General features: G+C 68.8%; 16 protein-coding genes and 2 pseudogenes. 5 read left to right on the forward strand and 13 right to left on the reverse strand.

All coding sequences use genetic code 11. The features are described 5' to 3' along the window. Positions 1–353: 353 nt before the first annotated feature. Positions 354–506, reverse strand: a complete 153-nt coding sequence (locus ABCR94_RS16385; protein WP_347120022.1) for a hypothetical protein — start codon at positions 504–506, stop codon at positions 354–356. A gap of 221 nt (positions 507–727) precedes the next feature. On the opposite strand from ABCR94_RS16385, the gene ABCR94_RS16390 reads away from it, so the two are divergent. Beyond that, entirely contained in the window at positions 728–2146 is a 1419-nt protein-coding gene (locus tag ABCR94_RS16390) for a DEAD/DEAH box helicase (protein ID WP_347120023.1), read from the forward strand. Between the two features lie 350 nt (positions 2147–2496). Here ABCR94_RS16390 and ABCR94_RS16395 read toward each other — a convergent pair whose 3' ends face one another. Together ABCR94_RS16395 and ABCR94_RS16400 are read right to left on the reverse strand one after the other, a co-directional pair. Further along, positions 2497–2979: a peroxiredoxin gene (locus ABCR94_RS16395; protein WP_347120024.1), complete on the reverse strand. Its 483-nt coding sequence runs from the start codon at positions 2977–2979 to the stop codon at positions 2497–2499. A gap of 372 nt (positions 2980–3351) precedes the next feature. Then, complete coding sequence (locus tag ABCR94_RS16400; protein WP_347120025.1) at positions 3352–4179, reverse strand: DUF6597 domain-containing transcriptional factor; 828 nt, start codon at positions 4177–4179, stop codon at positions 3352–3354. A gap of 63 nt (positions 4180–4242) precedes the next feature. Here ABCR94_RS16400 and ABCR94_RS16405 point away from each other — a divergent pair, with 63 nt between their 5' ends. After that, a complete protein-coding gene (locus ABCR94_RS16405; RefSeq protein ID WP_347120026.1) occupies positions 4243–4815 on the forward strand; it encodes a TIGR03086 family metal-binding protein in 573 nt (190 codons plus the stop codon). 332 nt (positions 4816–5147) lie between these two features. Here the strand turns inward: ABCR94_RS16405 and ABCR94_RS16410 are convergent, their stop codons facing one another. Next, positions 5148–5633 carry an MFS transporter gene (locus ABCR94_RS16410; protein ID WP_347120159.1) on the reverse strand — a complete coding sequence of 162 codons (486 nt, stop codon included), beginning with the start codon at positions 5631–5633 and terminating at the stop codon, positions 5148–5150. Positions 5634–5759: 126 nt separating this feature from the next. On the opposite strand from ABCR94_RS16410, the gene ABCR94_RS16415 reads away from it, so the two are divergent. Then, complete coding sequence (locus ABCR94_RS16415) at positions 5760–6233, forward strand: carboxymuconolactone decarboxylase family protein (RefSeq protein ID WP_347120027.1); 474 nt, start codon at positions 5760–5762, stop codon at positions 6231–6233. A 473-nt stretch (positions 6234–6706) separates the two neighbouring features. Continuing rightward, positions 6707–7444, forward strand: coding sequence for an SAM-dependent methyltransferase (locus tag ABCR94_RS16420; RefSeq protein ID WP_347120028.1), 738 nt, complete (start codon positions 6707–6709; stop codon positions 7442–7444). Positions 7445–7777: 333 nt separating this feature from the next. Here the strand turns inward: ABCR94_RS16420 and ABCR94_RS16425 are convergent, their stop codons facing one another. From ABCR94_RS16425 to ABCR94_RS16435, 3 genes are read right to left on the reverse strand one after another with little or no spacing between them, the layout of a single operon-like run. Then, positions 7778–8191 (reverse strand): arsenate reductase ArsC, encoded by a 414-nt coding sequence (locus ABCR94_RS16425; protein WP_347120029.1) that lies wholly within the window; start codon positions 8189–8191, stop codon positions 7778–7780. After that, on the reverse strand, positions 8184–9296 hold the full coding sequence (arsB, locus tag ABCR94_RS16430) for an ACR3 family arsenite efflux transporter (RefSeq protein WP_347120030.1): 1113 nt from the start codon (positions 9294–9296) through the stop codon (positions 8184–8186). Before arsB ends, ABCR94_RS16425 begins: the two co-directional genes overlap by 8 nt. Continuing rightward, a complete protein-coding gene (locus ABCR94_RS16435; protein WP_347120031.1) occupies positions 9293–9694 on the reverse strand; it encodes an ArsR/SmtB family transcription factor in 402 nt (133 codons plus the stop codon). Before ABCR94_RS16435 ends, arsB begins: the two co-directional genes overlap by 4 nt. Before the next feature lie 80 nt (positions 9695–9774). Here ABCR94_RS16435 and ABCR94_RS16440 point away from each other — a divergent pair, with 80 nt between their 5' ends. After that, positions 9775–10266 carry an ArsI/CadI family heavy metal resistance metalloenzyme gene (locus ABCR94_RS16440; RefSeq protein ID WP_347120032.1) on the forward strand — a complete coding sequence of 164 codons (492 nt, stop codon included), beginning with the start codon at positions 9775–9777 and terminating at the stop codon, positions 10264–10266. 17 nt (positions 10267–10283) lie between these two features. Here the strand turns inward: ABCR94_RS16440 and ABCR94_RS39090 are convergent. From ABCR94_RS39090 to ABCR94_RS16470, 6 genes and pseudogenes are all read right to left on the reverse strand, one after another. After that, positions 10284–10502: pseudogene (locus ABCR94_RS39090) on the reverse strand (hypothetical protein); the annotation flags it as partial. A gap of 33 nt (positions 10503–10535) precedes the next feature. Beyond that, positions 10536–11288, reverse strand: a complete 753-nt coding sequence (locus ABCR94_RS16450; protein ID WP_347120160.1) for a VOC family protein — start codon at positions 11286–11288, stop codon at positions 10536–10538. Positions 11289–11588: 300 nt separating this feature from the next. Further along, a complete protein-coding gene (locus ABCR94_RS16455; protein ID WP_347120034.1) occupies positions 11589–11960 on the reverse strand; it encodes a fic family toxin-antitoxin system, toxin component in 372 nt (123 codons plus the stop codon). Next, entirely contained in the window at positions 11960–12196 is a 237-nt protein-coding gene (locus tag ABCR94_RS16460; RefSeq protein ID WP_347120035.1) for a hypothetical protein, read from the reverse strand. The genes ABCR94_RS16455 and ABCR94_RS16460 overlap by 1 nt, the downstream gene beginning before the upstream one ends. Positions 12197–12315: 119 nt before the next feature. Beyond that, a pseudogene (locus tag ABCR94_RS16465) lies at positions 12316–12441 on the reverse strand (TetR family transcriptional regulator); the annotation flags it as partial. A 157-nt stretch (positions 12442–12598) separates the two neighbouring features. Then, a complete protein-coding gene (locus tag ABCR94_RS16470; protein ID WP_347120161.1) occupies positions 12599–13663 on the reverse strand; it encodes a LacI family DNA-binding transcriptional regulator in 1065 nt (354 codons plus the stop codon). Positions 13664–13718: the final 55 nt, after the last annotated feature.

Genomic DNA, 13718 nt, shown 5'->3' on the forward strand with positions numbered 1-13718 from the left:
TGGCACAGGGCTTACCAGCGCCGGGTGACCCACTTGTCTCCGGACCTCATGGAAGCCTTCGCTTTCGGGGCCCGGAACGCCCCAGGCAGGCCTTTTGCCGTGGTCCTGCGGGGCGCTGAACACGCTCATGATCATGGCAGCTCCCAGTGGGGCGTAGACATGAAGAGTTCGGCACGTCCTTCGCGGTGCGCCAGGAAGCCGCGGGATGCAACCGGCCGGGCAGTTGTTCGTATACCCGGCTCGGTGGTCAACAATGCTGATGTTTAATGATCGATAAACCAGATGAGTTGAACGATGCCGTGCGGCTCAGTGAGGCCAGGCAGGGGCGCTGCCCGGCTCCACCGTCCCAGCGCTCAGCCCCGGGCGGTGGGCCGGACGACGATCTCACTGACGTCGACCTCGGCGGGCTGGCCGATGGCGTAGGCGATCGCCGAGCCGATCGCCGAGCCGATCGCCGCGGCGGGCATCGCGATCTCCATCAGATCCTCGGTGGCCTCGCGCACCACCGTGTCGCCGATGCCCCCGGCTTCGGGAGCTTCCTCACTCCCGTACCACCGCTGGTCCAGGAAGGCCTGACATCCGGAGGTTGCCCGGCGGACAGGTGGACGGCGATCCGGCGCCGCTGCGTCCGCTGGTAAAATGGCAGAACGCTTCGATACCGCCGGGGCCCGTACCAAGGGGTACGGGCCCCGGCGCGTTCCGGGCGCCAGATCGAGGAAGGTTCCCCATGAACGCGAAGCCGCCGGCCCCTGGGCTCTCCCGTGCCGGCAAGTCCCAGCGGGCGACAGCGCCGCGGGGCGAGATCGCAACGCCGCAGACGGTGGTCCCTGGCCTGCCGCCGGCCGAGTCCTTTGACGCGCTCGGGCTGCCGCCGGAGCTGATGAACACGCTGATCGGCCTCGGGGTGAAGGAGCCCTTCCCGATCCAGGCGGCCACCCTGCCCGACGCGCTGGCCGGCCGTGATGTTCTTGGCCGCGCGCGGACCGGCTCGGGCAAAACGCTCGCTTTCGGGCTTGCGTTGCTCGTCCGGACGGCAGGCGTACGAGCGGAGGCGAAGCGGCCGCTCGGATTGGTGCTGGTGCCGACCCGGGAGCTCGCGCAGCAGGTGAGCGACGCGCTGGCGCCGTACGCGCAGGCGCTGAATGTGCGACTGGCGACGGTGGTCGGCGGGCTGTCGATCAACCGTCAGGTGGCGCTGCTGCGAACCGGCGTCGACGTGCTCGTCGCAACACCGGGGCGGCTGACCGACTTGGTGTCGCGCCGCGACTGCCTGCTGAACCAGGTGCGGATCACGGTGCTGGACGAGGCGGACCAGATGTGCGACCTGGGGTTCCTGCCGCAGGTTTCGGAAATCCTGGACCAGGTCCGCCCCGACGGGCAGCGGATGCTGTTCTCGGCCACGCTCGACCGCAACGTCGACCAGCTGGTGCGGAGCTACCTGCACGACCCGGTGCTCGCCTCGGTCGACCGGGTGGCGGCCTCGATCACCACGATGGAACACCATGTGCTGAACATTCACGCCGCCGACAAGCTCGCGACCGCGACCGAGATCGCCGCACGTGACGGCCGGGTGCTGATGTTCCTGGACACGAAGGCCGGAGTGGATCAGTTCACCCGTCACCTGCGGGCCAGCGGCGTACGGGCCGCCGCCCTGCACAGCGGGAAGTCGCAGCCGCAGCGCACGCACACGCTCGCCCAGTTCAAGGAGGGCGAGATCACGGTGCTGGTGGCCACCAATGTCGCGGCGCGGGGCATCCACATCGACGCGCTCGACCTCGTCGTCAACGTCGACCCGCCGGCCGACGCCAAGGACTATCTGCACCGTGCCGGGCGCACGGCGCGCGCCGGGGAGTCCGGGAGCGTGGTCACCCTGGTCACCCCCAACCAGCGGCGCGATGCGAACCGGATGATGTCCGAGGCCGGGATCCGGCCGACTGCCACCCAGGTGCGCTCCGGCGGGGAGGAGCTGACCACCATCACCGGGGCGAAGCCGCCGCCGGTCGGGACGAAGACCAGCGGCGGGAATGCCGCCTTCCGCGGCATCGGCACCCGTCCGGGGCGCCCCGCGAAGGAGTCCCGTAAAGCCGCCGATGCCCGTAAGACAGCGGAAGCCCGCGCGGCGGCCCGGGTGCGCAAGGGCCGCTGACGCCGGACGGGCCTGCCGGCACGGGGCGTGGCGTGCCGCAGGATGCTCTGGGGCCTTCGCTGTCCAGGACCGCGTCGAGTGCGGCCAGGTCCTCGGCGGGCAGTTGCCCGTCGAGGTGGGAGCGCAGCCTCTCCAAGCAGATCTGGGCATAGCGCCCCGCGGTGGCCGACAGCGGGGCGGACAGGTCGATGGCGAAGGGGCGTCCGGCTTCCAGGACGAAGCCCGCCCGGGACAGCTGGTCGCTCCAGCCGACGGCCGGGCCGGGGTTCAGCGTGGCGTGCACACGGGCTTCCATGCCGGGGCGCCCTGTTCCGATGTCGTCGGGCAGAAAGCGGGGGAAGACAGGCCCTTCAGGCGCGCATGGCGGTCAGGTGCTTCGACAGGGAGCCGAGGCTCTGGAAGGTCAGGCCCAGGACCGCGACATGCTTCCAGTGGAGAGTGGAGTCCGGAGAGATCAGGAAGACCGCACGTCGAACGCCGATACCCGCGGCGGACACCCCGAACGACCGCGCGACTTCCCGGTCGGTGTCCGCCAGCAACGGCATCCTCAGATTGTGCTTGCGGGCGAACGTCGCATGGCTGTCCACCCCCTGAGGGCTGATGCCCCACACCTCGGCTCCCAGCGCGGTGAACTCCTCCAGGCCACTGGAGTACGAGCACAGCTGCTTGGTGCACACACTGGTGTCGTCCCCCGGATAGAAGGCCAGCACCAGGGGCTTACCGCGCTGCTCGCTCAGCAGGTAGTCCCGCCGCTCGAACGCTTCTCCCGAAAGGACGCCGCCGGGGAGAGTGAAGTCTCCCACCGCGTCACCTACCGCAGGACCTGCCGCCATGAATAGCTCCGATCGGTTCGTAAGGTCGAGGGGTGCGGAGGGCCCTACGGCCCCCGGCGCGCACCCGTCGCCGTCCCCCACAACAGTTCGGTGCGGACGCCGCCGCGGATTGGTGCGTCAGGCTCACACCGGGACCACCCAGGAGATCCGCGAGGAGCGCGCCCGCCAGCACGCTATCCGATGCCGGCGCCAGCAGGGGAAGCGCCCACAACAGCCGTATGCCCTCGCCGAACGCGGCAAGAGGGTCGGTATCCGGCCGGCCGCGGGACCGAGCTGCGGTCTCCTGACCGCCAGTCACTGCCGCCGCCAACTCGCTGCCGACCGGTCGTCCTGGATTCTGATGCGGCGCAACTGTCACTCAGTGGACCGAATTCAGGGGGAGGCTCCGCCAACGGGCCGCGCTTGCGCGTATGCCGTCGGCGGCACGCCTACCCGGGCGGTGAAGTCACGGACGAGATGAGCCTGGTCGCTGTAGCCGAGCTCGGCTGCCAGGGCGGCCCAGTCGGTCGCGGCGCCGGTCTCTGCGTGTTCCAGGGCTTCGTGAATGCGGTAGCGCAGGATGACCCACTTCGGGCTGACGCCCACGTATGCGGCGAACAGCCGTTGGGCGGAGCGCACCGATAGGCCCGAGGCCTCGGCGAGTTCGTCGACACGGCGGATCGTCCGGTCCTTGCGGATACGGTCGGCCATGTCCATCGCGCGCTCCGCCTGCGGGTCGGGTTGTGGGGTGAGGGCGAGGAAGAAGGCGTCGAGCGCGGCAACGCGGGCGTTTTCAGCTTCCGGTTCGAGTATCGCGGGCGGTGCGGCGGAGCGGCCGGGGAACACCTCAGCGAGGGGGACGCGTCGGCCGGTCAGCTCCGAGACCGGACGGCCCGGGAGGAACGGCCGGAAGCCGCCCGGCCGGAACTGGACTCCGCACACCCGTCCGCGTCCTTCGAGCCTGTGGGTGAAGAGGCCCAGGCCGATGCCGGCGACCTCGCCGAAGTCCCGTGTCCGCTCGTACCGTTGAAAGACGATGTTCACGGACGGGTGCGGCACGACGTGCGACGCGAACGGCTCCGTCAGATCCCAGTCGATCAGCCAGTAGTGCTCCAGATACGGTCGCAGCGGTTCGGCTGGCTCGCGGCGGCGGAAGTGGACGCGCGCGAAGAGTTCCGGGGCGTCGACGATGCCCCGGCTGTCACTCCGCGAACCTGGCATGAACTGATCCTATGTCGCGTTTCTTCAAGCCGCCGGGCGCTGCGCGAGCTTACCGTCGGATGCATGACCGACAAGATCAGTGACCTGCTCGAAAAGGCCGCCGCGCTGGCGGAGCCCGTAGTACGAGGCGTGGACGACCTGCAGCTCGGGGTGAGAACACCGTGCGCCGACTACGACGTACGGGACCTTCTCAACCACCTGTTTCACGTTGTGGTCGGCTTCCAGGCGCTCGCGGCCGGGAAGGAAGCGGATTTCTCACAGACACCGGACTATCTGGAGGGCAACTGGCGCGACCGGTTTGCCGTGGAGACCGGACTGTTGGTGGAGGCATGGGCGGCGCCCGGCGCCGAAGAGGGCACCACGGGAGGCATGAACCTTCCCGCCCGCACGGTTGGCTCGATGGCGCTCCTGGACCTGACCGTGCATCCCTGGGATCTCGCCCGCGCGACCGGCCAGGACTTCACGCCGGACGAGGAGGGTATCCGTGCGCTCGGCGCATTGGTGGCGGAGATGGGTCCGACGGCCCGGCAGATGAAGGTGTTCGCGGACCCGTGCCCGACGCCGGGCGGGGCAACGCCGTTCGAGGAGCTGTTGGCGTCGACCGGCCGCGATCCGTACTGGACGCCGAACCCCTGACCGAGGACAGCCCGGTGCGGGCGACCGGCCTTGCGGGCGGCCCAGTACGTGGGCCGAGCCTTCCTTGAAGCATCCGGCAGAGACCTCGCCTGTCGTCACCGTGGCGAACTGCGACGCCCATGGGGCGGGGGCCGGATGGGGCGGCCCTGCGCCGATGACCAGGCTCCCCAGCAGCGTGGCCCATCCGCCGAGGAACGTTGTGCGACGTGCGGTGAACCGGGCCAGGAACACGCCAGTAAGGGCGGCTGCGCCCGGCGCGACGAACCCGCTCAGGCCGTTGACCAGGCCGCTGTCGATGTGGAAGATGCTTCGGATGATGGTGGGGGCGAGCCTCATGAACAGTCCCGCGAGCATCCAGGCGGCGATGTGGACCGGAACGGCGCCAGGAACTCGCGGCGCGCCCTGTGTGGGATCGAGACCCTGGGGATGAGGGAGCGCGGCGCGCCGGGCCTTTGGCTGGCCGTCTCGGACGAGAAGATCACCGCGGCTGTGCCCAGGACCATGACCCCGCCCAAGGCCGTGAAAACGATGAAGACGATGGTGTTCGCGGTGGTGGCTATCTTGTGCGTGGACGGCGCCAGCTCGACGATCGAGGCGGTGAACGCGCTCGTCGCGGCACCGGACGCCAGCCCATGGACGACCCGGACATCGATCACCCACCCGATGTCCGGCGCGATCAGGAACATCGCCATCGAGGCGAGCTCAACGACCATGGAGCTGATCAGGACCAGCCGCCGCCCGATGTGGTCCGACAAGGATCCGGCCACCAGCAGCGCCACCAGCAAGGCAAGGGCGTACGCCGCGAAAGCGATGGTCAGGACGCTGGCGGGGTGGTCCTTGCTGTGGTGGTGGGGTGGGGGGCAGGTCTCAGGCGCTCATGTCACATTCGGCCGGGCTGTGTCGTCGTAGGTGTGTAAGCACCGACAACTCCGGAGGAGATCACCATGAGTGCCCGTTTGGACGCCTTCAGCAGCCCGACGATTGGCAAGGTTTTCAGGCACATCATTGCGGCGGGCAAGGCGCTTGAGGACTCGACGCTGCCGGCCGTGACGCAGGAGCTGGTGAAGCTGCGCGCCAGTCAGATCAACGGGTGTGGTTTCTGCACCGACATGCACAGTAAGGATGCCGCCGCAGCGGGTGAGACGTCGGTTCGGCTGAACCTGGTGGCGGCGTGGCGGGAGGCCACGGTCTTCACCGAGGCTGAGCGGGCCGCGCTGGAGCTGACGGAGCAGGGCACCCGCATCGCGGATGCGGCCGGCGGGGTCACGGATGAGGCGTGGGCGAACGCCGCCAAGCACTACGACGGGGAGCAGTTGGCTGCCCTGGTGTGCGCGATCGCCCTCATTAACGCTTTCAACCGGGCGAATGTCCTCATCCAGCAGCCTGCCGGCACCTACCAGTCCGGCCAGTTCGCATAAACCAGCAGCACCTGGCCACAACTGCTGATGTCCCTGCGGCCCCAGCATCACATCACTCCGGGCGCCCCTCACCGGGGCCCCGGGGCGGTGTCCCGGTCCCGGCCGTCCGACTGCGGCGATGAATCACCGCGCCGGCTGAGCTGAAGGCAGCTGCCACTGAGGTAGGCATGGTGCGCTCACCATGATCCGCAGGACGCAGGGTGTTCGGGCCACGTGTGCACCGCAGGCCGCAGCACACCAGAACGCGACAAGGGCTGCCACGTCCAATACGGCGAGCAAGACTCCCGAGATGACGTCCACGGTCCACTTGAGCATGCCTTCAATCCTGTGCGAACCCGACCGGTCCGGCCTGAGTGCACTCGCTACCAGTAACGCTGTGTTGCAGCGCCGGCGACCATCTGGCTGTCCAGTACTCGTTCATCGCCGGGGTAAAGCAGATGCGATGGGCGTCCGACGCTGTCAGGCTGCGCGCCATGAACCGCGAAAAGATCTCTCAGCTGTCACACACTGATCACCCCATCAACAGTCCTCTTGACGATGAGTCGGTGCGCCGACTGCTTCACCGCACCGTGGACCGAGGCGATGAACGCGTCCTCGACCTCGGCTGCGGTGAGGCGGTTTGGCTTCTACGGACCCTGGCCGCTCATCCGCATGCGACCGCCGAGGGCGTCGACAACTCAGCCCCACTCCTGGCCAAGGCCCGGAAGGAGGCCGCCGATCTGGGGGTCGAGCAACGACTCGTACTTCACCACCAGGACGCCACGGAGTTCGTGTCTCCCCGCCCCTTCGACGCCGTACTCAGCGTCGGTGCCACTCATGCCTTCGGCGGTCTCCTGCCCACCCTCGATGCTGCACATCAGCACCTCGCTCCCGGTGGCCGCGTCCTGGTAGGCGATGCCTACTGGGAGTGCGAGCCCACCACGGCCGCCCGCGAGATGCTGGGTGAATACGAGGACCTGGCGACCACCATGGACCGTGTCGTCGCCCACGGATGGACCCCTGTCTTCGGGCACATCAGCACACGCCAGGAACTCGACGACTTCGAGTGGTGCTACACCGGATCCCTGGCGACGTGGGCGCTGGACCACCCCGAGGACCCCGACAGTGCCGAAGCTCTCGCCGTTGCCTCCACCCACCGCTCGCAATGGCTGCACAGCTATCGCGACAGCTTCGGCTTCCTCACCCTGGTACTGCGCCGAACCTCCGAGTGACCACCGCGGCGGCAGGCCAGGGGTGCGGAGCGCATACAGCGGCCACGGCCGCGAGGGTATTGCGCGGGGGCAGGTGTGCGGGCGAAACGCTCGGTCGTGGCCATGGGACTCTCCTCCTGATACGCGATCCTGGTGTCGATGGGGTGCCATCACCCTCACCTGGCTGCTCCACGATTTCCGCGCTGCTCGTCGTCCTCGCCGAGTTGGACCGTGGCGGGGTCCAGCAGGGGCCGCAGTCCAACGCGCGGAGCGGTGGCGAATCGTTAGCGGGTCAGGCAGTTGAGGTTGTGGGCAGCTTGGCCGCGTTGAACCTCTTCCAGTTCGGGGCGGCGGTCACGGCGTCTCGGTGCCGAGTTCGACGAGCAGGCGGCGGATGCGCCGCTCGATCTCGTCCCGGATCGGGCGGACCGCCTCGACGCCCTGCCCGGCGGGGTCGTCGAGCTGCCAGTCGAGGTACTGCTTGCCGGGGAAGACCGGGCAGGTGTCGCCGCAGCCCATGGTGATCACCACGTCGGACGCCTGCACGGCCTCGACGGTCAGCACCTTCGGCGTCTCGGCGGACAGGTCGATGCCGGATTCCGCCATGGCCTGCACGGCGGCAGGGTTCACGGCGTCGGCTGGCGCGGACCCGGCGGAGCGGACCTCGACCCGGCCTGCGGAGAGGTGAGTGAGGAAGGCGGCGGCCATCTGTGAGCGGCCGGCGTTGTGGATGCACACGAACAGCACGGACGGCCTGGACTCAGACACGGGCGGAACCTTCCGGGGAGAGGGCCGGTGGGGCCGTCGGCGCGGGCTGGGGGAAGAAGCGTCGCGCGGCGAGAGCGACGTAGACGAGGCCGATGAGGACGGGGACCTCGATGAGCGGGCCGACCACTCCGGCGAGGGCCTGGCCGGAGGTGGCGCCGAAAGTGGCGATGGCAACCGCGATGGCGAGTTCGAAGTTGTTGCCGGCGGCAGTGAATGCCAGCGTCGTCGCCTTCGGGTAACCGAGTCCGACCGCGCGACCGGCGGCCATGGACCCGACCCACATCACGGCGAAGTACACCAGCAGCGGCAGCGCGATCCGTGCGACGTCCAGGGGCTTGGAGGTGATGGCGTCACCCTGCAGCGCGAAGAGCACGACGATGGTGAACAACAGCCCGTACAGGGCGAACGGGCCGATGCGCGGGATCAGCTTCGTCTCGTACCAGGTACGCCCCTTGGCCTTCTCGCCCAGGCGGCGGGTGAGGAACCCCGCCAGCAGGGGGATGCCGAGGAATATGAGGACGGCGCGGGCGATCTCCCACACCGACACATCGAGCGCGGTCTGCTCCAGGCCGAGCCAGCCGGGCAGCACGCTCAGGTAGAACCAGCCCAATGCGGCGAACGCGATCACCTGGAACACCGAGTTCACCGCGACGAGGACGGCGGCGGCTTCGCGGTCGCCACAGGCGAGGTCGTTCCAGATGATGACCATCGCGATGCAGCGGGCGAGACCGACGATGATCAGGCCGGTGCGGTACTCGGGCAGGTCCGGCAGGAAGAGCCAGGCGAGGGCGAACATCAGGGCCGGGCCCACGATCCAGTTCAGGACCAGGGACAAGGTGAGCAGGCGCCGGTCACGGGTGACCGTATCCAGGCGGTCGTAGCGGACCTTCGCCAGGACCGGGTACATCATCACGAGCAGGCCGAGCGCGATCGGCAGCGAGACGCCGGTGATGGTGACCTTCGCGAGAGCGTCCCCCAGGCCGGGAACGAGGCTGCCCAGGCCGAGGCCTGCGGCCATCGCGAGCAGAATCCACACGGCGAGGAGCCGGTCCAAGAACGACAGTCGCCCGGCCACCGGCCCCGCGGTGGGGGCTACGGGAGTCACAAGGCGGCTCCAGCAGAAGGGCTCTCGGCCAGCGGCTGCCCGGTGGGGCGGGTGAGGATCGCGGCGAGGCGGTCGGTCATCTGCGGCAGCAGCCGGTAGTAGACCCACGTTCCGCGCCGCTCGGAGTCGATGAGCCCGGCCTGCTTCAGCAGCTTGAGGTGGTGGGAGATCGTCGGCTGCGACAGCTCGAAGGCCGGGGTGAGGTCGCAGACGCAAACCTCCCCGCCCGCGCGCGAGGCGATCATCGACAGCAGCCGCAGCCGCACGGGGTCGCCCAGGGCCTTGAACACCCTGGCCAGATCGGTGGCCTGGTCCTCATCCAGCGGGGCGGTCAGCAGGGCGGGGCAGCATCCGTCAACGCCGTCCTGGCCGAGCACCACAAACTCTTGTTTCGACATTCTTCTATGTTGACATTTTTCGATCCAAGGCGCAACCTTGAATCGACAGGCATCAATGCAACCTGATTAGGGAGACCGTCATGTCCCGTGCCCAGCTCGCCCTCAACGTTGCCGACCTCGAAGCATCGGTCGCCTTCTACTCCAAGTTGTTCGGCGTCGAGCCCGCCAAGCGCCGCCCCGGCTACGCGAACTTCGCGATCACCACCCCACCGCTCAAGCTCGTCCTCATCGAGGGCGAGCCGGGCCAGGACACCCGCCTGGACCACCTTGGCGTCGAGGTCGACACCACCGAGGAAGTCACCACCGCCACCACCCGCCTCAAGGACGCCGGACTCGCCACCTTCGAGGAGAACGACACATCCTGCTGTTACGCCCTCCAGGACAAGGTGTGGGTCCACGGCCCCGGCAAGGAGCCCTGGGAGGTCTACGTCGTCAAGGCTGACGCCGACCAGCTGGGCAAGAGCGCTGCTCCGGACGGCGACGCCTGCTGCACTGGGCAGAGCGATACCGCGGAGTCCGCCGAGACCGCAGGGTTCACGCCGGTGGCTGCGGGCTGTGCCTGCGGCAGCTGAACCGGGCGCCTCAACGCTTAGTCCCGCTCGTCCTCCTGGGCGATGTCCGGGTCGCGCAGCCGACGCGGTGCCCCCTCCGGGCGGGCGGCATCCTCGTCGAGCACTTCGTGGCCCCCCGGCGGGTTCTCCCGCAGGTGGGCCACGGCCGCGTCCGGGTAGCGGGTCGTCCACAGCGCCGCGGCGTTCAGCTCCAGGTCGAGCGCGCTGAGCTGGTCCTCCTGGCCGTCGCGGTACGCGTACGTCCGGACGCGCCATCCCGGCCACGTACCTCACTCGGTGTTGACACCCCCAGTCGCGCTATCGGGGGGGGGCAACACACAGAACTCGCGGCCATCGGGATCGGCCATCACCACCCAGCTGACCTCGCCCTGGCCGATGTCGATTCGAGTCGCCCCGAGGGAGGCGAGGCGGTCGACCTCCGCTTGCTGATCACCGTGGACAGGCGGAGCGAGGTCGAAATGCAGCCGGTTCTTCCCGGCCTTCGGCATCAGCGGCGGCCCGCCCCACGTGACCTTCGGACCGCCGCGCGGCGAGCGGATCGCGGTCTCTTGGTCCTGGTCCCAGACCAAGGGCCAGCCCAGCGCCTTGCTCCAGAAGTACCCAACGTCCTGCGAACCGTCGCACGCAAGCGCTCCGATGAATCCGCAGTCGGCAAGGAAGTTGTTGCCCGGCTCGATGACACAGAACTCATTGCCTTCGGGGTCGGCGAGTACCACGTGCCCCTCGTCCGGGCGTTGACCGATGTCGATGTGCCGGGCGCCCAGTCCGAGCGACCTCGCCACAACCTGCTGCTGGTCATCAAGAGATGTGCTCGTCAGATCGAAGTGCATCGGGTTCTGGCCGGACTTCTGCGCCTGGGTCGAAAGAAAACGGATCCGGAACCCGGTGTCATCGCTCGGCAGGAGCGCGATGCCGTCGCAGGGGTCGTCGGCCATCTCCCAGCCCAGGACGCCGCCCCAGAAGCGCGCGAGACGGAGTGGGTCGTTCGCATCGACGCAGAGCGCGTGGAGGTGAGAAGTCATACCTTCGGTATCCCCGATCCGCTGACTCACGGCCGCAGAAGGCCCGTTCCTCCCTGCCCATGAGGAACGCAACGCTAAATGCTCGGGAACTGCCACGCAACGCAGATAAGTTGGACGGCGACGGTCGCGCACGCGATCGTAGGGGGCACTTGGTCGGTGGGCGCACTGTGCCGGTGCGTGCGGTCGCGGTACGGATGGTGGCGACGACGGCCCGGAGGGGGACCAGGCCGACCTGGACGATCCGCGCGCTTGCCTGCGCCTGCGCGCGCTGACTGTGGCCCGCCAAGACGGAGGATCCGGTCAGGTCGGCCAGGAACGCAGCAATTCCGCGATCCCGGCAGCTGAGCAGGTCGGGTCCAGGAGTAGGTCGCGCAGGGCGGTGGCATCGTCGTGGCTCGGCTTGATCGTGATGCCCGAGGCTTCCAGGTACATGACGCCGGTGGCTGCCGCGACGGCCATGTTGGAGCGCTCCAGCCAGCGGCAACGGCCCAGGACATGCACGAGGGCGGCCGCCCGTGCGTAGGGGCCGTCATAGACGGGGCGCTCAAGGAGCTGGGCGCGGTGACAGGCAACGGCGGCGACGGGAATTCCGTAGTCGTCGGGGGCGGGGTCAGAGGCTCCGGCGATCTGGGCGACCTGCAGGATCCAGGGAACGTCGATGTGCAGTTCCATTATGCGGCGTGCGCTCCCGGGGTGGGCTGGGTCTTTTCGGCGTCATCGAAGACGGCCTGATGGTCGTCGAGGAAGCGGCGGGCTGCGTCCAGGCCGCGGGCGCGCAGACCGCTCACGTCGTCGAGCACCAGCTGGGCAAGATAGTCCCCGACGTTCAGACCGCGGTCCTTCGCACGCCCTCGGGCAAGCTCCGCGACTTCCTCATCCACTCGCGCTCCGAGCTGTGTCTTTGCCATACCTTGCATGGTAACAGCTGGTAACAGCTGGTGCCAGGGTGAGGTGGTGCATGCCGGTATCGGAGAAGGCGCGGAGCGAGTGCGGCGGCTCTCCGTGGCGGCCGGACGTCTTGCGTGGGTCAGTTGCTGTTGGTGCGGCCGGCTGGTCCTGGTGCCGCGGTGGTGATCCAGGCGATGGCCTCGACGGTGAGGGCCCGGTCGTGGGGGTCGGTGTCCAGGGCGCGGTGGATCGAGAGGCCTTCGATACAGTGGTGCCACGCGGTGACTCCACCCAGGCCGCCGCCGACCACGGTCGTCCAGCCTCACGGATCACGCCAATCAACTTGACGCGATAGCAGCCCCGGGGGACTCCGCTGAGTGCGCCCGCCGGGCTGGTCCTGGGGCGTCTCGGCTGCGGACGGTTTATGGCTGTGGCGGCTCGGGCGAAGGCGGCGGTGCAGTGCTGTCGCGCACTACGAGTTGCGTGGGGACGAGCGTGAGGCCGTGCTCTGTCGTGTCGCGACGCATCTGCCGCAGGACGCCCTCGACGCAGCGTCGTCCCACTTCGGCGAAGTCCTGGTGAACGGTGGTCAGGGGAGGCTGGAAAGAGGCCGCTTCGGGGATGTCGTCGAAACCGATGACGCTGACGTCTTCCGGTACTCTCCGGCCCCGCTCGTGCAGGGCTCGCAGGAGCCCCAGTGCCATCTGGTCGTTGGCGGCGAACACCGCAGTGCAGTCCTCCTGGGACGCGAGTTCCAGGCCGGCTCGGTAGCCGGACTCTGCCGACCAGTCGCCCCGTACCAGGGGTGGCGAGGTGTGGCCTGCCTTGGTGAGTTCGGCGCGCCAGGCATCGGTGCGGCGCTGCGCCGCGTAGGACTGCTCGGGACCCGCGAGGTGCCAGACCGTGCGATGGCCGAGGTCGAGCAGATGGCGCACCGCGGTGCGCGTTCCGCCCGCCTGGTCGGTGTCGACTACGGTGTACCGGTCGCCTGCGTCCGAGTCGGCCACGACGACCTGGACGCTCGGTGGCAGAGAGAGGGTCACCGCATCGAGCAGGTGCACCTCCTGGATGATGATGACGGCGTCCACGGCCAGTTCCCCCAGACGGGAGAACGCGCCGCGCACCTCGTCCTGCGTGGGGACGGCGACGGGCAGGAGCGTGACCGCGTAGCCCTCGCGCGCCGCGGAGGTGGCGATCGCCTCCAGGGTGCGTACGTTTCCTGTCGTGGAGAGGTCGAAGGTGATGACGCCGATGGTGCGAAATTCCCCGCGCCTGAGCGCCCGGGCGGCGCTGTTGGGCCGGTAGCCCAGCTCCTTCATGGCCGCAAGGACCTGCTGCCGGGTCTCTTCGTTCACGCCCGCATAGCCGTTGGAGACACGGGACACGGTCTGCGAGGAGACACCCACCAGACGGGCGACATCCGCCATGGATGCGCCCGGTGTGCCACGGGCGGCCCGCTTTTTGGTACGTACCGGTTCCTGCGGCATGGTCGCCGAGGTGCTGCCCACCGTGTCCACCCGTCTCCCTCGCTGCCCGAGTCGC

This window comes from Streptomyces changchenzhani (genome assembly GCF_039766235.1).
Classification (GTDB): Bacteria; Actinomycetota; Actinomycetes; order Streptomycetales; family Streptomycetaceae; genus Streptomyces.

Coding starts and splice junctions, on each gene's coding strand:
- ABCR94_RS16390 (WP_347120023.1), top strand. CDS start 728: ATGAACGCGAAGCCGCCGGCCCCTGGGCTCTCCCGTGCCGGCAAGTCC.
- ABCR94_RS16395 (WP_347120024.1), bottom strand. CDS start 2,979: ATGGCGGCAGGTCCTGCGGTAGGTGACGCGGTGGGAGACTTCACTCTC.
- ABCR94_RS16400 (WP_347120025.1), bottom strand. CDS start 4,179: ATGCCAGGTTCGCGGAGTGACAGCCGGGGCATCGTCGACGCCCCGGAA.
- ABCR94_RS16405 (WP_347120026.1), top strand. CDS start 4,243: ATGACCGACAAGATCAGTGACCTGCTCGAAAAGGCCGCCGCGCTGGCG.
- ABCR94_RS16415 (WP_347120027.1), top strand. CDS start 5,760: ATGAGTGCCCGTTTGGACGCCTTCAGCAGCCCGACGATTGGCAAGGTT.
- ABCR94_RS16420 (WP_347120028.1), top strand. CDS start 6,707: ATGAACCGCGAAAAGATCTCTCAGCTGTCACACACTGATCACCCCATC.
- ABCR94_RS16435 (WP_347120031.1), bottom strand. CDS start 9,694: ATGTCGAAACAAGAGTTTGTGGTGCTCGGCCAGGACGGCGTTGACGGA.
- ABCR94_RS16440 (WP_347120032.1), top strand. CDS start 9,775: ATGTCCCGTGCCCAGCTCGCCCTCAACGTTGCCGACCTCGAAGCATCG.
- ABCR94_RS16450 (WP_347120160.1), bottom strand. CDS start 11,288: ATGACTTCTCACCTCCACGCGCTCTGCGTCGATGCGAACGACCCACTC.
- ABCR94_RS16455 (WP_347120034.1), bottom strand. CDS start 11,960: ATGGAACTGCACATCGACGTTCCCTGGATCCTGCAGGTCGCCCAGATC.
- ABCR94_RS16460 (WP_347120035.1), bottom strand. CDS start 12,196: ATGGCAAAGACACAGCTCGGAGCGCGAGTGGATGAGGAAGTCGCGGAG.
- ABCR94_RS16470 (WP_347120161.1), bottom strand. CDS start 13,663: ATGCCGCAGGAACCGGTACGTACCAAAAAGCGGGCCGCCCGTGGCACA.